Source organism: Pseudomonas sp. MS646, from assembly GCF_036693845.1.
Taxonomy (GTDB): Bacteria; Pseudomonadota; Gammaproteobacteria; order Pseudomonadales; family Pseudomonadaceae; genus Aquipseudomonas; species Aquipseudomonas chlororaphis_E.
The window spans coordinates 1802967-1820823 of record NZ_CP144763.1 but is presented as its reverse complement, the minus strand read 5'-3'; the positions used below and the strand labels follow the sequence as shown (position 1 = coordinate 1820823).

Sequence of the window (17857 nt, the reverse complement as noted above, 5' to 3'; positions counted from 1 at the left end):
ACCAGGCTCGGGGCACCTGACTTTCCCAGCTTTTCGAGGATCTGCACATGAGCAACGTCGACCACGCCGAAATCGCCAAGTTCGAAGCCCTGGCCCATCGCTGGTGGGACCGTGAAAGCGAGTTCAAGCCGCTGCACGACATCAACCCACTGCGGGTCAACTGGATCGATGAACGGGTCAACCTGGCTGGCAAGAAGGTGCTCGACGTCGGCTGCGGCGGCGGCATCCTCAGCGAGGCCATGGCCCAGCGTGGGGCGACGGTGATGGGCATCGACATGGGGGAGGCGCCGCTGGCGGTGGCCCAGTTGCACCAGTTGGAATCCGGCGTCAACGTGGAATATCGGCAGATCACCGCCGAAGCCCTGGCCGAGGAAATGCCCGGCCAGTTCGACGTGGTGACGTGCCTGGAAATGCTCGAGCACGTACCGGATCCGTCCTCGGTCATCCGCGCCTGCTTCCGCATGGTCAAGCCGGGCGGCCAGGTGTTCTTCTCCACCATCAACCGCAACCCGAAGGCCTACCTGTTCGCCATCGTCGGCGCCGAATACATCATGAAGCTGTTGCCGCGTGGCACCCACGACTTCAAGAAATTCATCCGCCCGTCCGAGCTCGGCGCCTGGAGCCGCATGGCCGGCCTGACCGTCAAGGACATCATCGGCCTGACCTACAACCCGCTGACCAAGCACTACAAGCTGGCCGCCGACGTTGATGTCAACTACATGATCCAGACCCTGCGCGAGGAGTAAGGCGATGCGTCTCAAAGCGGTTCTTTTCGACATGGACGGCACGTTGCTCGATACCGCGCCGGACTTCATCGCCATCTGCCAGGCCATGCGCGCTGATCGCGGCCTGCCACCGATGAACCCGCAGCACATCCGCGACGAGATTTCCGGCGGCGCCCGGGCAATGGTCGCGGTGACCTTCTCCATGGACCCGGAATCGCCCGGGTTCGAGGACCTTCGCCAGGAATTCCTCGACCGCTACCTCAAGGGTTGCGCCGTGCACAGCCATCTCTTCGACGGCATGGCCCAGGTGCTGGCCGACATCGAGGCGGCCAACCTGATCTGGGGCGTGGTCACCAACAAGCCGGTGCGCTTCGCTGAACCGATCATGCAGCAACTGGGCCTGGCGCAGCGCTCGAAAGTGCTGATCTGCCCCGACCATGTGACGAACAGCAAGCCCGACCCGGAACCGCTGACCCTGGCCTGCAAGATGCTCGACCTGGACCCGGCCAGCGTGTTGTTCGTAGGCGACGACCTGCGGGACATCGAGTCCGGTCGCAGCGCCGGCACTCGAACCTGCGCCGTGACCTACGGCTACATCCACCCGGACGACAACCCCAAGCACTGGGGCGCTGACGTGGTGATCGATCACCCGCTGGCACTGCGCGAGGTGCTGGATAACGCGTTGTGCAGTTGCTGAGGCAAATCGAGTATCGCTCCTGTGGCGAGGGGATTTATCCCCGCTGAGGCGCGAAGCGCCTCCACAAACTGTCTGTCACCGCGATGAATCAAAAACGAAGGGGGTCGCTTCGCGACCCAGCGGGGATAAATCCCCTCGCCACAACAGCTCGTCACTACGCATCGTTATGTTTCGTGAGGTTTTTTTATGTTTGATTATTCCGCCCGCCCCGACCTGCTCCAGGGCCGGGTCATCCTGGTGACCGGCGCCGGTCGCGGTATCGGGGCTGCCGCTGCCAAGGCCTACGCGGCCCATGGCGCCACCGTGCTGCTGCTGGGCAAGACCGAAGCCAACCTGACCCAGGTCTATGACGAAATCGAGGCAGCCGGCCATCCGCAGCCGGCGGTGATCCCGTTCAACCTCGAGACCGCCCTGCCCCATCAATACGATGAACTGGCGGCCATGATCGAGACCGAGTTCGGTCACCTGGACGGCCTGCTGCACAATGCCTCGATCATCGGCCCGCGCACGCCGCTGGAGCAGTTGTCCGGGGAGAACTTCATGCGGGTGATGCACATCAACGTCAACGCCATGTTCATGCTCACCAGCACCTTGCTGCCGCTGCTCAAGCTGTCCAAGGATGCGTCCGTGGTGTTCACCTCCAGCAGCGTTGGCCGCAAGGGCCGGGCGTACTGGGGCGCCTATGGCGTGTCCAAGTTCGCCACCGAGGGACTGATGCAGACCCTGGCCGACGAAGTCGACAGCGTTGCCGCCGTGCGCGCCAACAGCATCAACCCGGGTGCGACCCGCACCAGCATGCGCGCCCAGGCCTACCCTGGGGAAAACCCGCTCGACAACCCGACGCCCGAGGCAATCATGCCGGTCTACCTCTACCTGATGGGGCCGGACAGCACAGGTGTGAACGGCCAGGCCTTCAACGCCCAGTAACACCGGGCTCGCGTCGCGACGACTTCCCGTCGCGACGCGCCTTTGCACGGCACGCAGCCAGGCGAAACGCCAAACCCTCGTCACCTCAGTGCCCCCGGCAACTTGAAACGCACACACAAGACCTTGATTTCCCATCGGTTTTTATTGAAATGAACCGAATGGCACGACTTTCGCTCTAAATATCCTCAAAACACGCCATGTTCGGCGGGTAACGGACGTTGAGACGAGACTTAGCCAGCCAGGGAAAGCCGACTAGACTCCTATCAGAGTCCTACGGGACTGATGGACCAGTACGACGCGCAGCCCAAAGCCGCCACACCCAGCCTGCCGGGACAGATTTAGCTTAGGGGCTAACGCCATATGAAAACGCCCATGCAGATGAACGCGATTGATTTTGACAGTGCCAAGTTGCAGCGCCTGGGCCTCGGCCAGCCGTCGCCGCTCGCGGCGCGCTCTGTCAGCCTGTCGCAATTGCGCCAGCAACTGGGCCAGCAATTGCAGACCAGCCTGGAGCCGCAACGCATCCTGGGTTTGTTCTTCCGCGAGGTTCAGCGGCTCGTGCCTCTGGATGCATTGGCGTATCAACACAAGCCGAGCGATCTGCGCCTGGAGTTCGGCCAGCGTGGGCACCACACCGTCAGCTATAACCTCAGCCACGAAGGCGAACACTTGGGCGAACTGGTGTTTCGCCGCAACCAACGCTTCACCGACGCCGAACAGGCCGACCTGGAAGCGATGCTCTCCACGCTCTTGTATCCACTGCGCAATGCCTTGCTCTACCGCGCGGCGACCCAGAGCGCCCTGCGCGACCCCCTGACCGGCACCGGCAACCGCATCGCGATGGACCAGACGCTGACCCGGGAAATCGACATGGCCAAGCGTCATTCGCAGCCCCTGTCGTTGCTGATGCTGGACATCGACCACTTCAAACATATCAACGACAACCACGGTCACAGCGTCGGCGATGACGTGCTCAAGGCCGTGGCCGAGTCGATCAAGAATCAACTGCGCAATGTGGACATGGTGTTTAGGTTCGGAGGCGAGGAGTTTCTGATCCTGCTGGCCAACACCAGCCGGGACGCCGCGGCCATGGTGGGTGAACGCCTGCGTCATGCCGCCCAGGTCCAGGATTACTTCGCCGGGGGCACCCGGATCGAACTCACCGTCAGCCTGGGCTGCGCCACCCTGCTGCCCGGCGAATCAGCCGAAAGCCTGTTGCGGCGAGCCGACAGCGCGCTGTATGTGGCCAAGCGCGAGGGGCGCAATCGGTTGGCGATGGCGGGTTGAAGCCAACCAAGTGAATAACATCATCACCTGAGGGAGCGAGCCTGCTCGCGATGAGGGCCTGACAGTCGACCTCCCCGTCGACTCTGCAGGCTCTATCGCGAGCTGACTCACTCCCCGAGGGGTTCAGCTATGTCCGGGAAACGGCTCAGCTGCCGGCCAGCGCGAGGCGCTCACGGTTGACTGGCGACTTGCCCACGGACTCCGAGTGTTCCAGTTGCATGCAACGCTCCAGGAACAGGTACATGTAGTCATAGCTCTTGCACACCGCCTGGCGCAGCTCCGTTTGCAGGGCCTTGCTCGGGTTCATGCCCGCCAGCGTAACGATGATCTCCAGGGCTTCCCAAGGATGGGCATCGTCGTACTGGGCGTGCATCTTCAGCCACTTCATCGCCCGCTTGCGTTCCTCTTCGGCGAACGCCGCCGCGTAGACGCCGGTGGAGCACACCAAGGCCGACCACTCCCCAGTGGCGCCCTCGATGGCATAGTTGGTCGCGGCGATGGCCACGATCAGCGAGTCCGACGAACTGGTGTGCCAGCACCAGTGACTCAGCGCATGGAGCTCCGGAGGCACTTGCTGGGCTTGCAAGTCTTCCAGGGTGACGCCATGGGCGGCACTCCAGTTGACCCAGTAGTCGGCATGGTTGAGTTCGACACGGATATTACGCATCAGCCAACGACGCGCCATGTCCTCGCCGGGATGGCGGGCAAAGCGGGTCTTGGTGAGGTTCTGTGCCATGTATAAGGCGAACTGTTCAACGACCGGCCAACCACCAATGAGGTAGTGGCGCATGGTCTTGGCGCTGAGCTTGTTGTCGCGCATGCGTTGATACAGCTCGTGTTCGACAACCCGGCGCTTGCTCTCGCTGCAATCGATAATGAGCTGTTGTGCCCATTTCGGATAGCTTTGGGCCTCCATGAGCGGGCCTGTTCGGTTGAATGTGTCGATCACTGTCTGGCTCCTTTTGATTGTGATTTTCCGGATCAACAAGAGGTTCAGCGGAACGTGCCGGGGGCCTTGAATAACAACGGCTGGGGCCGGGCCGGCCTACATTGCAACGTGTCACAGGTAAACAATTGCGGGCGTTCAATCACATACCCTTGAGCGTAATCCACCCCGATTTCCAGCAATGCCTGCTCGATCTGGGTGGTTTCAACAAACTCGGCAATCGTGCGCTTACCCATGACGTGGCCGATATGATTGATCACTTCGACCATTGCACGGTTAATCGGGTCGTCCAGCATATCCTTTACGAAACTCCCGTCGATCTTCAGGAAGTCTACAGGTAAATGTTTCAGGTAAGCGAATGAAGACATTCCGGCGCAAAAGTCATCCAGCGAGAAGTAACAACCCAAGCTCTTGAGTTCATTGATAAAGCGGATCGCACTGCCCAAATTCGAAATAGCGCTGGTCTCGGTAATTTCAAAACAAATCATTTCCGGGGGGATCGAGTAGGCCGCGAATTGTTTACGCAAGAAGTCGAGGAACGCCTGATCTCCGATAGTCGTACCTGACAGATTAATCGCACACATGGCCATCGGTGCCTGCCGTGATTCATTCAGGCACTGGCGAATGACCTTGAACACGTTCTCCACCACCCAGCGGTCCAGGGAGGTCATCAGGCCATAGCGCTCCGCCGCGGGAATGAAGCTGTCGGGCAGGATCATCCGCCCGGCCTCGTCGTGCAGCCGCAACAGGATTTCGATGTGCCCGCCGCCATGGTCGCCAGGCCCCAACGCGGCGATTTCCTGGGCGTAGAGGCAGAAGCGGTTTTCCTCCAGGGCCATGTGCAGGCGCTGGACCCAGGCCATCTCGCCAAAGCGCAGGGACAGCTCCGAGTCGTCGGCATGGTAGACCTGGACCCGGTTGCGGCCCTTCTCCTTGGCCATGTAGCAGGCCATGTCGGCGGCCCGCAAGGAGGCCTCCAGGGTCGTCGGGGTCTGGGCGATGTGCACCAGGCCGATGCTCACCGTGGTCACGAACGGCCGGCCCTTCCAGACGAAATGCAGGTTCTGCACGGTCTGGCGCAGCCCCTCGGCGATCTTTTCCGCGGCCTCCGGCGAACAGTTTTCCAGCAGGATGCCGAACTCGTCCCCGCCCAACCGGGCCAGGGTGTCATTTTCCCGCAGCCCCGATTGCAGCAAGGCGCAGATATGGCGCAACAACTCGTCGCCCGCGGCGTGGCCGCAGGTGTCGTTGACCAGCTTGAACTGGTCCAGGTCGAGGAACATCAAGGCATGGCGACCGACCTGGCGCGTGAGGTTGTGCAGGGCCTGTTCGAGCCGGTATTCAAACTCCCGGCGGTTGGCCAGCCCGGTCAATGCATCATGGGTGGCTTGCCAGGACAGGTTGGCGATGTACTGGCGCTCCTGGGTCATGTCGTGCAGCACCAGCACGGCGCCGCTGACGTTGCCCGCATGGCGGATCGGCGCGCCCACCAGCGTGACCGACACGGTGCTGCCGTCCAGGCGCTGGATCAGCTTGGAGTGTTCGCTGGCACCGCTGAGCCGGCCGCTGAGGATGTGCTCGATCAGGGTCAGCCCTTCCGCCTGGGCGTTGTCATCGAGCAAATTGAACAGCGCCGCCAGGGGCAGACCCATGGCATGTTCGGCTTTCCAGTGGGTCATCGCCTCGGCGGCGGGGTTCATGTAGGCAATGGCTCCCTCGACGTCGGTGGTGATCACGCCGTCGCCGATCGATTGCAAGGTGATCTGGGCGCGTTCCTTCTCCAGTTGCAACGCATTGGCAAAGACCTGCCGCTGGGCCAGCAATTTGTGGGTACGCAGCAATGCCAGGACGATCAACCCCAGCGCCGTGGCGAAGTTGGTCACCAGCAACAGCCGCAGGATGAAGCGCGAGCCCTCGCCCAGCGCATCGCTGAATGCCTTGGCCGCCGGGGTGACGGAATCGTTGATGGCAAAGATCCGCGCCTTCCAGCCGCGGACATCGACCTCCGTCGCCTGGCCCGCGCTGATGCTGGCGTGCATCTGCTGGGCGACGTTATCCAGCTCGATCAGGTAGCCGTCCCCCACCGTCCACAGGTCGATGGCCTCTTCCAGGTAGCTGAAGTGACGAAAATTCAGATACAGCCAGATCAGGCTCGCCACGTCGTCCGGGTGATTGCCGCCCTTGAGGATGGCGGTCCTGGCCGCTTCCAGGTCCGGCGGCTGGCGGTCCAGCGCCACCCGCAGCTCATGCCCGCCCTCGGGAACGGCGATGGCTTGCTGGTACTTGAGGAAAATGGCTTCGTCGCGGCTGTCGGCATAGAGGTTGAGGTAATAGATGGCGTCTTTCTGCCCCTTGGACCAGAGGCTCTCCCCCGCCACGTAACCGCGAACCGCCGACAATACGTAGAGACTCACGCCACCGAGCAATGCCTGAAATAGCACAACGGCAATAAAGGGCCAGACGATGCCCAACAATCGAGGCGTTCCGAGAGTCCGTTTTTGCTTCATGAGGTCCCTTGCACAGGCGTTGCCGATAAGCACCCGCGAGAAATCCGCTGCTAATTCCAGAGCCTAGGCTAGTTTTCGATCCTTGGAACGCCGGTAGGAAGAATCGAGGGGCTTTAGCTGGAAATTCAGTGAAGTCGGGGGTGTTTGGCTGATTTTTTTTCGATACTAAGCACAGAAAAGTGCCGGAAACTCAAGGCTGCTGTATCTGTTGCAAGTGACCGTAGAGTCGAGCGTACAAGCCACCTTCGGCAATCAGCTGCAAATGGTCGCCGTCCTCGGCGATCTGCCCACCATCGAACACCAGCACGCGGTCGGCCTGTTTCACCGCGGAGAGCCGATGGGCGATGATCAGCGTGGTGCGCCCGCGCAGGAAACGCGCCAGGGCCTGGTGGAGGTTGTACTCGGTGGCAGCGTCCAGCGCGGACGTGGCTTCATCGAGGATCACCACCCGCGGATCCGCCAATACCATGCGGGCGATCGCCAGCCGTTGCCGCTGACCACCGGACAGCCGAACCCCGGAACGCCCGACGATACTGTCCAACCCCTGGGGCAGCGCGCGCACGGTGGCATCGAGCTGGGCGATCTCCAGGGCTCGCCAACAGGCCTCGTCGGTGCACTCGCGGCCCATGGTGAGGTTGGCGCGCACCGTGTCGTTGAACAGCGCCGGATGCTGCAACACCACCGCGACATTCTCCCGGATGGTCTCCAGGCCAATCTCGTGTTGCGTCGCGCCGCCGAAACGGATGCTGCCCGCCTGCGGCGTGTACAAGCCCAGCAGCAGTTGCACCAGGGTGCTCTTGCCGCCGCCACTGGCACCGACGATGGCGACTTTCTCCCCGGGCAGGATGGACAGGCTCAACTGGTTGAGCACCAGTTCCTCGCCATAGCCGAAATCCAGCCCCTGAATGTCGATGCCCACCGTGTCACGGCCCTTGAACGGGTCGCTGCCGCCGGGGTACTGCGGCTCGTCGGCACGGGCCAACAGCTCATTGATCCGCGACAGCGCACCGCCCGCCGCATAAAAGGCGTACTGCAGATTGAGCAACTGCTCCACCGGGCCGATCATGAACCACAGGTAGCTGAACACCGCCAGCATCTGCCCGATCGACAAGTCCGAAAACAGCACGGTGAGCATGGCCGCGGCGCGAAAGATATCGATGCCGAACTGGAACAGCAGGCCGGTGGCGCGGCTGGACGCGTCGGTTTTCCACTGCGAACTCACGGCGTAATCGCGAACTTCCCTTGCCCGCATGCCCAGGCGCCCGAGGAAAAAGCCCTGGCGATTGCCGGCGCGCACTTCCTGGATGGCGTCCAGGGTTTCCGTCAGGGCCTGGGTGAAGCGCGAGGTGCTGTCGTTTTCCAGCTTCTTGAGGTGCTTGACCCTTTTCCCCAATTGCACCGTGGCGTAGATCACCAATGGGTTGAACAACAGGATCAGCAGCGCCAGTTTCCAGTGCATCCACACCAGGATCCCGGCGGTGCCCACCAGGGTCAGCATCGCCACCAGGAAACGGCTGAGGGTTTCACCGACGAACTTGTCGACGGTGTCCAGGTCGGTGACCAGGTGCGCCGCCACGGTGCCGCTGCCCAGGCTTTCGTACTCGCCGAGGGAAATGCGCTTGAGCCGTTCGATCAGGCGGATGCGAATGCGGTAGACGATGTCCTTGGCCAACCGGGCGAACAGCCGCGCCTGCAACACGTTGAAGAGCAATGCACCGCAACGCAGCACCAGGGTCGCCAGCAGCATCAGCCCGATATAGCCGGCCGCCTGCTGCCACCCCGCGGGCAACACCTGGTTCATCACGTTCAAGGCCGCATCGCCGCGCCCCAACAACACTTCGTCCACCAACAGCGGCAGGAGCAATGGAATCGGCACGCTGCACAGCGTCGCCAGCACGGCCACGCCGTTGGCGATCCACAGGGCTTTCTTGTGCTTGAGGGCCAGGCGACGGATTTCGGCCCAGCTCAACCGATCGATGCGTTGCGGGGTTGGCGAGTGCTCCGGCCGGTCAGGCACAGGCGGCGCGCTCCAGCCAACGGCCCAGCAAGGGCGACAAGGATTCCAGGGGCTGGTAGCCGTTGGTCAACAACGCCAACTGACCGTCACGCTCGGCCAGCAGCGTGGGAAACCCGGCAATCCCCAGGTCCTGCACCCAGGTGAAATCGGCGGCGGTGGCCGCGTGCTGGTCGGCGCGATCGAAGGCGGCGGCGAACTCGATGCGCGGCAGCCCGGCCTGTTCGGCCAATTCCACCAGGACGCTGGCGTGGGTGACGTCGCGCCCCTGCACGTAAAACGCCTGCTGGATCAGCTTCAGCAGCTTGAAGGCCAGGTCCGGCGCCAGGGTGCGGGCGGTGACCACGGCGCGGCAGGCCGGCTCGGTGTCGTAGACAAACCCGTCCGGCAGCGCGCCTTCAAGCGTGAACGGCTGGCCGGTGGCCTGGGTGACCGCCTGCCAGTGTTCGAGAATGTAGCGTCGGGTCGTCGGCTCCAGCGCCGACCCGCTGCCGGTGCGCAAGCCGCCCACCACCAGGTGCAACTCCACCCCCGCCGCCTGCGCCTGCTCCACCAGCGCCTCGGCCACCGGTGCAAAACCCCAGCACCAGGAACACATCGGGTCCATTACATAGAGCAGGCGTGGCGCCATGGTTCAAGCCTCGGAAGATGACTGCTTGTAGTTGTAGCCGATCGGGTGCGGCAGGTTGCGAGCCTTGGCCAGTTCGATCTGCTTTTGCCGGTCGATGGCGCTGCGGCGGGTTTTCTCGCTCAGCGTGTCCCAGCAATGCGGGCAGCTGATACCCGGCACATAGTGCTCCGAAGCACGGTCTTCGACGCTGACCGGCGTACGACAGGCATGACATTGATCGTAGTCGCCTTCGCTGAGGTCGTGGCGAACGGTGACGCGGTTATCGAACACGAAACAGTCGCCACGCCACTTGGATTGTTCCTGGGGCACTTCCTCAAGGTACTTGAGGATGCCGCCCTTGAGGTGGTAGACCTCCTCGAAACCCTCGCCGAGCATATAACTGGAGGCTTTCTCGCAGCGGATGCCGCCGGTGCAGAACATGGCGACTTTCTTGTGGCGGGCCGGATCGAAATGGGCCTTGATGTACTCGGGGAACTCGCGAAAGCTGGTGGTCTTGGGGTCGATGGCCCCTTCGAAGGTGCCGATGGACACTTCGTAGTCGTTACGGGTGTCGATCAGCAGCACCTGCGGATCGCTGATCAGCGCATTCCAATCCTGCGGCTCGACGTAGGTGCCGACCTGTTTGTTCGGGTCCACGCCTTCGACGCCGAGGGTGACGATTTCTTTCTTCAGCTTGACCTTGGTGCGATAGAACGGCTGCTCGTCGCAGTACGACTCTTTATGGTCGATGTCGATCATGCGTGGATCGTTCTTGAGCCAGGCCAGCAACCCGTCGATGCCCTCGCGGGTGCCGGAGACCGTGCCGTTGATGCCTTCTTCGGCGATCAGCAGGGTGCCTTTGATGCCGTTATCGAGCATGGCCTTGAGCAGGGGCTCGCGCAGTTCGACGTAGTCTTCAAGGGTGACGAACTTATACAGTGCCGCCACGACAATGGGTTGTGTCATGGGTGTTTCTCCAGGTGGCTACCCTCGCAAAGGGTGAACCGGATGCGAAAAAAAAAGCGCCCTTGCAGGCGCGTTGCGGATTCTAGCAAATACACGGTGGCTTTAGGAGCACACCGGTGGCGAGGGAGCTTGCTTCCGCTCGGCGGCGAAGCCGTCGCCTGCGTTATTCAGGGGGGACCGCTTCGCGGTCCAACGGGAGCAAGCTCCCTCGCCACGGAAAGCGCCTTCACCACGGCAAGCTTCCTCGCCACAGCGCCTGAATCAGTGCTTGCTGCCACCTGCGCAGGTCGGCGAAGCGGGCGCGGCGTCGATCTGCGCCCACTCCTCGGGGGTGTAGGTGTGCAGCGCCAACGCGTGAAACTCGCCCATCAGCTCGCCCAGCGTGCCGTAGACCTTCTGGTGGCGCTTGACGCGATTGAGCCCCTCGAAATGCCGGCTGACCACCACGGCCTTGAAGTGGGTCTGTAGCCCACGGCTGTGCATGTGGCTTTCATCCAGCACTTGCAGGTGCTCGGGCTGCAACAGCCCGAGGGTCGATTCGATGCGTTGCTGCATGCTCATACCGGGCTCCGCTTACGGCTTTTTCTTGGCCGGCGCAGCGGCTTTTGGCTCGAGCTCGGCGGTCATGTCCGCCAGCAGCTTGTTGACCACCGGCACCGCGCTTTCAAGCTTGGCCTGGGTCAACTGGGCCGATTGCTGGGTCAGCTGCGGCATTTTTTCCAGGACTTTCTTGCCCAGCGGCGACTGGTAGAACGCCACCAGGTCCTTGAGCTCCGACTCGCTGAAGTTGCTGGTGTAGAGCTTGACCATGTCCGGTTTGAGCTTGTTCCAGCCGATGGCCTGGTCCAGCGCGGCGTTGGCCTTGGCCTGGTAGGTTTCCAGGGTGGCTTTCTTCGACTCGGGGGCCTTGGTCTGTTCAAAGCGCTGGGCAAACATCTGCTGCACTTGCATGTACACCGGGGTGCCCAGTTTGTCAGCGTGCGCCAGGGTCAGGAACGCTTCGGCGCTGGCGTTATGGCTGGCGGTATCGGCGAAAACAGGGCCGCTGGCACATACCAGAGCAACTGCGGTACAGATGGCACGAAGACGGGTCATCGAGTTTCCTTTCATTACAGGCGAGGTAAAACCCCAAGGGCGACCATTCTGCGCCTAATAAACGCCGGGCCTCAACCCCGACGCTTGTTGGGTCCGATTGACGGGCCGGACTCACCGCCCCTAGATTGACGGAACCGGCGCCGCCCAATCGGGCCTAAACTGCGCATTCAGCCTTAAAGGAGTTTGACCCGATGAGCCGTACCGAAACCGACAGCCTGGGCCAGGTTGAAGTCCCTGACGACGCCTACTGGGGCGCCCAGACACAGCGGTCCATGATCAACTTCGCCATCGGCAATGAACGCATGCCGCTGTCGGTGCTGCATGCCCTGGCGCTGATCAAGAAAGCCGCCGCGCGGGTCAATGACCGCAACGGCGACCTGCCCGCCGACATCGCCCGGCTGATCGAACAGGCCGCCGACGAAGTGCTCGACGGCCAGCATGACGACCAGTTCCCGTTGGTGGTCTGGCAGACCGGCAGCGGCACCCAGAGCAACATGAACGTCAACGAAGTGATCGCCGGGCGCGCCAACGAACTGGCGGGCAACCCCCGCGGCGGCAAGACCCCGGTGCACCCGAACGATCACGTCAACCGCTCCCAGAGCTCCAACGACTGCTTCCCCACCGCCATGCACATCGCCGCGGTGCAGGCCGTCCACAAGCAACTGTTGCCGGCCATCAGCGAGTTGTCCGGCGGGCTGGCGGAACTGGCGGCGCGCCACCTGAAGCTGGTCAAGACCGGCCGCACCCACATGATGGACGCCACGCCCATTACCTTCGGCCAGGAACTGTCGGCGTTCATTGCCCAGCTCGATTACGCCGAACGGGCGATCCGTGCCGCATTGCCCGCGGTGTGTGAACTGGCCCAGGGCGGCACGGCGGTGGGCACCGGGCTCAATTCGCCCCATGGCTTTGGCGAAGCGATCGCGGCCGAGCTCGCGGCACTTTCCGGCCTGCCGTTCGTCACCGCGCCGAACAAGTTTGCCGCGCTGGCGGGTCATGAACCGCTCACCGCGTTGTCCGGCGCGCTGAAAACCCTGGCGGTGACCCTGATGAAAATCGCCAACGACCTGCGCCTGCTGGGCTCCGGGCCACGGGCCGGGTTCGCCGAGGTGAAATTGCCGGCCAACGAACCGGGCAGCTCGATCATGCCTGGCAAGGTCAACCCGACCCAGTGCGAAGCCCTGTCGATGCTCGCCTGCCAGGTGATGGGCAACGACGTCACCATCGGCTTCGCCGCCAGCCAGGGTCACTTGCAGTTGAACGTGTTCAAGCCGGTGATCATCCACAACCTGCTGCAATCGATCCAGTTGCTGGCCGATGGCTGCAGCAACTTCCAGCAGCACTGCATCGCCGGCCTCGAACCGGATGCCGAGCAGATGGCCGCGCACCTGGAACGTGGGCTGATGCTGGTGACCGCGCTGAACCCACACATCGGCTACGACAAGTCTGCCGAAATCGCCAAGAAAGCCTACAGCGAAGGGCTGACCTTGCGTGAGGCGGCGTTGCAGTTGGGGTACCTGACCGATGAACAATTCGACGCCTGGGTGAGGCCGGAAAACATGTTGGAAGCCGGCAGCCAGGGCTGAGCCGGGATGGACCGCGAGCAGGCCTTCGTGAGCCTGCTCGCGAAAAGCCCTGCCCTAGCGCCCCACCGCCAACCGCTGACGCCGCGCCCTGAGCCCGGCGATCAGCGAAGGCCCCAGCGCGACCAGCGCCGAGCCCAATACCACCAGCACCGCCCCGCCATACCCCAGCAGGTTGATCTGCTCGGCATGCACGTAGTCGGGCCACCACCAGGCCGCCAACGCCACGGCGGCGAAGGTCACCAACGGCGTAATCGCCAGCGTCGCACTGACCCGTGACGCCTCCCAGTGCGCCAGGGCTTCGGCGAATGCGCCATAGGCGATCAGGGTATTGAGGCAGCAGGCCAACAGCAGCCAACCTTGTACCGGGCTCAATTGCAACGCCTCCAAGGGATGCACCCAGGGGGTGAGCAGCAACGCGCAGAAGAGGTAGATCACCATCATCACCTGCAGTGAATTCCACACCGTCAGCAATTGCTTCTGCCCCAAGGCATAGAAGGTCCAGACCGTGGACGCCAGCAACACCAGCAGCACCCCGGCGGTGTACTCACTCAGCGATGTGAGCAACTCAACGAGGCGCTGGTTGAAGAACAGCGCGAAACCGATCAACAGCACCGCCAGGCCGATGCCCTGGCCGATGCTGAAGCGCTCCTTGAACACGAACAGACTGGCGACCAGCAGCATGATCGGGCCCATCTGCACCACCAGTTGCGCCGTGCCGGGGCTCAGACGGTTCAGGCCCATCAGGTACAACACGTAGTTGCCCACCAGCCCCAGCACCGCCATCGCCACCAGCCAGCCGCCCCTGGGGCCGAGCACCCGGCGACTGGGCAAACGACGGGTAGCCGCCAGGTAGATGAACAGCAGGCCGCCGGACACCAACAGGCGAAACCAGGTCACGGTGACCGGGTCCATCACGTGCAGCACTTGCTTGAGCTTGATCGGCAGGATTCCCCATAACAGGGCGGTCAGCAGGGCGAGAAACAGGCCGTAGACCCAGCGACCGGATGAAATATGCATGCAATCCTCGAAGCCCAGGACAAAAGAGCGTCTATTCTAGGCATGGATCACGGGGCAACACAGGGACAGTTGGTCACTAACAGTTCATGATAAGGGATGGCACATTGCCGCCTATCGGCTGCCCAAGCGCCCGCCAGCCACAACACATAAACTTCACTCCATCAGCTTTCGCCTTCCTTTGGAGCCGCTCATGCTTGGCAAACGTGCCGAAGACGTCGTCCCCGCGATGGTCTTTCCCAGTGACCGAATTTGCCGGGTGAACGGCCAATTTTATTTCAACACCCGGGAAGGTACGCATGAGGGGCCGTTCCCCGATCGTGAAACAGCGGAACGCGAGGTGGCGGCGTACATCGAGCGCATGCTGCAACTGCCGCAAGTCGTGGGCTGAGCACTGCCTGAAAAGCTCCACCCACCTGTGACAGGCAGCTTGTTGAGACGAGAGAACGTGCTGTGGCGAGGGGCCTGCTGTAGAGAGGGAGCTTGCCGTGGCGAGGGAGCTTGCTGTGGCGAGGGAGCTTGCTCCCGCTGGGCCGCGAAGCGGCCCCCCTCTTGCCCCCGTACCGTAGCGAAGGATTGACGACCGCTACGCAGCCGAGCGAGAGCAAGCTCCCTCGCCACAAAACCTCTGTTAGCAGGGGTTATCCAACCGCCTCGAACAACCCCGTCGCCCCCATCCCGCCGCCCACGCACATGGTCACGACGCCGTAGCGCAGATTGCGCCGCTGCAGTTCGCGCACCAGATGCCCCACCTGCCGCGAGCCGGTCATGCCGAACGGGTGGCCGATGGAAATCGAGCCGCCGTTGACGTTGTACTTCTCGTTGTCGATCTCCAACCGGTCGCGGCTGTACAGGCACTGGGAGGCGAAGGCTTCGTTGAGTTCCCACAGGTCGATATCGGCCACCTGCAAGCCCTTGGCCTTGAGCAGCTTGGGCACCGAGAACACCGGACCGATGCCCATTTCGTCGGGCTCGCAACCGGCCACGGTAAAGCCACGGAAAAACGCCTTGGGCTTGAGCCCCAGCGCCAGGGCTTTCTCCAGGCTCATCACCAGGGTCATCGAGGCGCCGTCGGACAGTTGCGACGAGTTGCCCGCCGTGACCGAACCGTCCTCGGCAAACACCGGTTTCAGCCCGGCCAGGCTTTCGTAGGTGGTGTCGGGGCGGTTGCAGTCGTCATGGTCGACCACGCCATCGAGGATCTGCACCGCGCCGGTGTGCTTGTCTTCGACCCGGTACTTGACCGACATCGCAATGATTTCGTCGGCGAACAGCCCGGCGGCCTGGGCCTTGGCGGTGCGTTGCTGGCTCTGCAAGGCGTAGCGGTCCTGCGCCTCGCGGCTGACCTGGTAACGGCGCGCGACGACTTCGGCCGTCTGGCCCATGGGGAAATAAATCCCCGGCACCTGCTCCTTGAGGAGCGGGTTGATCAGGTTATCGGTGTTGACGCTCTTCATCGTCAGGCTGATGGACTCCACGCCGCCGGCCACGATGATGTCGCTGCAACCGGACGCGATCTGGTTGGCAGCGATGGCGATGGCTTGCAGGCCGGAGGAGCAGAAGCGGTTGAGGGTCATGCCGGCGGTGCCGGTGCCCAGTTGCGAGAGCACCGCGACGTTGCGGCCGATGTTGTAGCCCTGGGCGCCTTCATTGGAGCCGGCACCGACGATGCAGTCCTCGACGCTGGCCGGGTCGAGGTCATTGCGCGCCAACAACGCGTTGACGCAATGCGCCGCCATGTCGTCCGGGCGGGTCATGTTGAACTTGCCGCGAAAAGACTTGGCCAGGCCGGTTCGTACGCTATCGACGATCACCACTTCACGCATGGCGGTACTCCATTGTTGTAGTCGGTTGAGAGTGGATCGAGCATAGATCCACTGCATAACCGATCGCGACAATCATTCACCTCGCGTATGCGCCGCCATCGGCCTATTTCCTGGATTTGCGTTTGCGCGCCTGCTTGTCGGCGCGCTCGAATGCGTCCTCCAGCGCCTGGTTCAGAGTGCGTAACACCTTGACCCGGGCCCAACGCTTGTCGTTGGCCTCCACCAGTGTCCAGGGGGAAATCTCGGTGCTGGTGCGGTCCACCATGTCACACACCGCGGACCGGTAGGCGTCCCACTTGTCGCGGTTGCGCCAATCGTCCTCGGTGATCTTGAAGCGCTTGAACGGGATCTCCTCACGCGCCTGGAAGCGTTCAAGCTGGGTTTCCTTGTCGATGGCCAGCCAGAACTTGACCACCACCACGCCGGCGTCGGCGATCTGTTCCTCGAAATCGTTGATCTCGCCGTAGGCCCTCAACCAATCGGCCCGGCTGCAAAAGCCCTCGACCCGTTCCACCAGCACCCGGCCATACCAGGAACGGTCGAACACGGTGAACTTGCCCCGTGCCGGCAGATGCCGCCAGAACCGCCACATATAGGGATGGGCGCGCTCCTCCTCGGTGGGCGCGGCGATCGGCACGATGCTGTATTGGCGCGGATCGAGGGCCGCCGCGACCCGACGGATCGCGCCGCCCTTGCCCGCCGCATCGTTGCCTTCGAACACCGCCACCAGCGCATGCCGGCGCATGCGTTTGTCCCGCAGCAGGCCGGCGAAACGCGCCTGCTCGGTAATCAGCTGTTCTTCGTAGTCGTCCTTTTCCAGGCGCAGGGTCATGTCCAGGCTGTCGATCAGCGTGACCTGGTCGTCCAGTGCCGGCAGCGGCGCCACGGCGACTTTTTCCGGCTTGACCTTCGGCCGGTCCAACGCCTGGCGCAAGCCTTCGAGCAGAATCCGCCCCACCGTCAGGCTGCGATAACAGCTGTCCACGCCCTCGATCACGTGCCAAGGCGCGTAGTCGCGACTGGTACGACGCAAGACCCGCTCGCCGTATTTGACGAACTTGTCGTAGGTCTGCGATTGCTGCCAGTCCAGCGGGCTGATGCGCCAACTGTGCAGCGGGTCATCCTTAAGCCCCTTGAGCCGGGCTTTCATCTGTTTCTTGGACAGGTGAAACCAGAATTTGAAGATCAACGCGCCTTCGTCGCAAAGCATTTTTTCCAGGCGCTCGGCGGCGTTGATCGCCTGGTCGAGCCGCGGATCCTTGAACTCGCCATGGACCCGCCCCTGCAACATCTGGCTGTACCAGTTGCCAAAGAAGATCCCCATGCGCCCCTTGGCCGGCAGCATCCGCCAGTAGCGCCAGGCCGGAGGATGCGCCAGTTCCTCGTCGGTCTGCTGGTCGAAGGTGCGCACTTCGATCAGCCGCGGGTCCATCCACTCGTTGAGCAACTTCACCGTCTCACCCTTGCCCGCGCCTTCGATGCCGTTGATCAGCACGATGACCGGGAAGCGGCCCTGCTGCTGCAACTCGAATTGCGCTTCGAGCAGCGCTTCACGCAGGGCCGGGACCTCGGCGTCGAAGGTGTCTTTGTCGATGACGTGACCGATTTCAGCGGATTCAAACATGGGCAACTCCTTCCAAGGATCCGCCAAGACTAG

General features: G+C 62.7%; 16 protein-coding genes. 6 read left to right on the top strand and 10 right to left on the bottom strand.

What is annotated here, in order from left to right:
- The first annotated feature begins 47 nt into the window (after window positions 1-47).
- The 4 genes from ubiG (at window position 48) to V3H56_RS08060 (ending at window position 3636) form a co-directional block, all read left to right on the top strand.
- Window positions 48-746, top strand: a complete 699-nt coding sequence (ubiG, locus tag V3H56_RS08075) for a bifunctional 2-polyprenyl-6-hydroxyphenol methylase/3-demethylubiquinol 3-O-methyltransferase UbiG (protein WP_042728087.1) — start codon at window positions 48-50, stop codon at window positions 744-746.
- A 4-nt stretch (window positions 747-750) separates the two neighbouring features.
- A complete protein-coding gene (mupP, locus tag V3H56_RS08070) occupies window positions 751-1422 on the top strand; it encodes an N-acetylmuramic acid 6-phosphate phosphatase MupP (RefSeq protein ID WP_047737590.1) in 672 nt (223 codons plus the stop codon).
- A 186-nt stretch (window positions 1423-1608) separates the two neighbouring features.
- Window positions 1609-2349, top strand: a complete 741-nt coding sequence (locus V3H56_RS08065; RefSeq protein WP_042731748.1) for a YciK family oxidoreductase — start codon at window positions 1609-1611, stop codon at window positions 2347-2349.
- Window positions 2350-2709: 360 nt separating this feature from the next.
- Entirely contained in the window at window positions 2710-3636 is a 927-nt protein-coding gene (locus V3H56_RS08060; protein ID WP_047737592.1) for a GGDEF domain-containing protein, read from the top strand.
- 145 nt (window positions 3637-3781) lie between these two features.
- Here V3H56_RS08060 and V3H56_RS08055 read toward each other — a convergent pair whose 3' ends face one another.
- The 7 genes from V3H56_RS08055 to V3H56_RS08025 all read right to left on the bottom strand — a co-directional run bounded on the left by V3H56_RS08055 (window position 3782) and on the right by V3H56_RS08025 (window position 11774).
- Window positions 3782-4585, bottom strand: coding sequence for an iron-containing redox enzyme family protein (locus V3H56_RS08055; RefSeq protein WP_042731750.1), 804 nt, complete (start codon window positions 4583-4585; stop codon window positions 3782-3784).
- 44 nt (window positions 4586-4629) lie between these two features.
- The gene (locus V3H56_RS08050; RefSeq protein ID WP_042731751.1) at window positions 4630-7089 is read right to left on the bottom strand and encodes an EAL domain-containing protein; all 2460 of its coding nucleotides are present in this window, start codon (window positions 7087-7089) and stop codon (window positions 4630-4632) included.
- A gap of 190 nt (window positions 7090-7279) precedes the next feature.
- On the bottom strand, window positions 7280-9106 hold the full coding sequence (locus tag V3H56_RS08045) for an ABC transporter ATP-binding protein (protein ID WP_042731752.1): 1827 nt from the start codon (window positions 9104-9106) through the stop codon (window positions 7280-7282).
- Complete coding sequence (locus V3H56_RS08040) at window positions 9099-9734, bottom strand: DsbA family protein (RefSeq protein WP_042731753.1); 636 nt, start codon at window positions 9732-9734, stop codon at window positions 9099-9101. The genes V3H56_RS08045 and V3H56_RS08040 overlap by 8 nt, the downstream gene beginning before the upstream one ends.
- Window positions 9735-9737: 3 nt before the next feature.
- Complete coding sequence (locus V3H56_RS08035; protein ID WP_042731754.1) at window positions 9738-10679, bottom strand: rhodanese-related sulfurtransferase; 942 nt, start codon at window positions 10677-10679, stop codon at window positions 9738-9740.
- Between the two features lie 261 nt (window positions 10680-10940).
- On the bottom strand, window positions 10941-11240 hold the full coding sequence (locus tag V3H56_RS08030) for a BolA family protein (RefSeq protein WP_338474432.1): 300 nt from the start codon (window positions 11238-11240) through the stop codon (window positions 10941-10943).
- A 12-nt stretch (window positions 11241-11252) separates the two neighbouring features.
- Window positions 11253-11774 carry a DUF2059 domain-containing protein gene (locus tag V3H56_RS08025; RefSeq protein ID WP_042732949.1) on the bottom strand — a complete coding sequence of 174 codons (522 nt, stop codon included), beginning with the start codon at window positions 11772-11774 and terminating at the stop codon, window positions 11253-11255.
- Between the two features lie 191 nt (window positions 11775-11965).
- Between V3H56_RS08025 and V3H56_RS08020 the strand changes: the two genes are divergently transcribed.
- Window positions 11966-13360 (top strand): class II fumarate hydratase, encoded by a 1395-nt coding sequence (locus V3H56_RS08020; protein WP_338474431.1) that lies wholly within the window; start codon window positions 11966-11968, stop codon window positions 13358-13360.
- Window positions 13361-13414: 54 nt separating this feature from the next.
- Here V3H56_RS08020 and V3H56_RS08015 read toward each other — a convergent pair whose 3' ends face one another.
- Window positions 13415-14377 carry a DMT family transporter gene (locus V3H56_RS08015; protein ID WP_047737595.1) on the bottom strand — a complete coding sequence of 321 codons (963 nt, stop codon included), beginning with the start codon at window positions 14375-14377 and terminating at the stop codon, window positions 13415-13417.
- 190 nt (window positions 14378-14567) lie between these two features.
- On the opposite strand from V3H56_RS08015, the gene V3H56_RS08010 reads away from it, so the two are divergent.
- Complete coding sequence (locus V3H56_RS08010; protein ID WP_047737600.1) at window positions 14568-14765, top strand: DUF6316 family protein; 198 nt, start codon at window positions 14568-14570, stop codon at window positions 14763-14765.
- Window positions 14766-15015: 250 nt separating this feature from the next.
- Here V3H56_RS08010 and V3H56_RS08005 read toward each other — a convergent pair whose 3' ends face one another.
- Both V3H56_RS08005 and pap read right to left on the bottom strand, forming a co-directional pair.
- Complete coding sequence (locus V3H56_RS08005) at window positions 15016-16200, bottom strand: thiolase family protein (RefSeq protein WP_042732829.1); 1185 nt, start codon at window positions 16198-16200, stop codon at window positions 15016-15018.
- A gap of 103 nt (window positions 16201-16303) precedes the next feature.
- The gene (gene pap, locus V3H56_RS08000; protein ID WP_338474430.1) at window positions 16304-17824 is read right to left on the bottom strand and encodes a polyphosphate:AMP phosphotransferase; all 1521 of its coding nucleotides are present in this window, start codon (window positions 17822-17824) and stop codon (window positions 16304-16306) included.
- Between the last annotated feature and the right edge of the window lie 33 nt (window positions 17825-17857).

What these genes read in the sequence shown, in the direction of transcription:
- V3H56_RS08015 (WP_047737595.1), bottom strand. Translation starts at nt 14,377, where the DNA reads ATGCATATTTCATCCGGTCGCTGGGTCTACGGCCTGTTTCTCGCCCTG.
- V3H56_RS08025 (WP_042732949.1), bottom strand. Translation starts at nt 11,774, where the DNA reads ATGACCCGTCTTCGTGCCATCTGTACCGCAGTTGCTCTGGTATGTGCC.
- V3H56_RS08030 (WP_338474432.1), bottom strand. Translation starts at nt 11,240, where the DNA reads ATGAGCATGCAGCAACGCATCGAATCGACCCTCGGGCTGTTGCAGCCC.
- pap (WP_338474430.1), bottom strand. Translation starts at nt 17,824, where the DNA reads ATGTTTGAATCCGCTGAAATCGGTCACGTCATCGACAAAGACACCTTC.
- V3H56_RS08050 (WP_042731751.1), bottom strand. Translation starts at nt 7,089, where the DNA reads ATGAAGCAAAAACGGACTCTCGGAACGCCTCGATTGTTGGGCATCGTC.
- V3H56_RS08005 (WP_042732829.1), bottom strand. Translation starts at nt 16,200, where the DNA reads ATGCGTGAAGTGGTGATCGTCGATAGCGTACGAACCGGCCTGGCCAAG.
- V3H56_RS08020 (WP_338474431.1), top strand. Translation starts at nt 11,966, where the DNA reads ATGAGCCGTACCGAAACCGACAGCCTGGGCCAGGTTGAAGTCCCTGAC.
- V3H56_RS08060 (WP_047737592.1), top strand. Translation starts at nt 2,710, where the DNA reads ATGAAAACGCCCATGCAGATGAACGCGATTGATTTTGACAGTGCCAAG.
- V3H56_RS08065 (WP_042731748.1), top strand. Translation starts at nt 1,609, where the DNA reads ATGTTTGATTATTCCGCCCGCCCCGACCTGCTCCAGGGCCGGGTCATC.
- V3H56_RS08040 (WP_042731753.1), bottom strand. Translation starts at nt 9,734, where the DNA reads ATGGCGCCACGCCTGCTCTATGTAATGGACCCGATGTGTTCCTGGTGC.
- ubiG (WP_042728087.1), top strand. Translation starts at nt 48, where the DNA reads ATGAGCAACGTCGACCACGCCGAAATCGCCAAGTTCGAAGCCCTGGCC.
- V3H56_RS08035 (WP_042731754.1), bottom strand. Translation starts at nt 10,679, where the DNA reads ATGACACAACCCATTGTCGTGGCGGCACTGTATAAGTTCGTCACCCTT.
- V3H56_RS08010 (WP_047737600.1), top strand. Translation starts at nt 14,568, where the DNA reads ATGCTTGGCAAACGTGCCGAAGACGTCGTCCCCGCGATGGTCTTTCCC.
- mupP (WP_047737590.1), top strand. Translation starts at nt 751, where the DNA reads ATGCGTCTCAAAGCGGTTCTTTTCGACATGGACGGCACGTTGCTCGAT.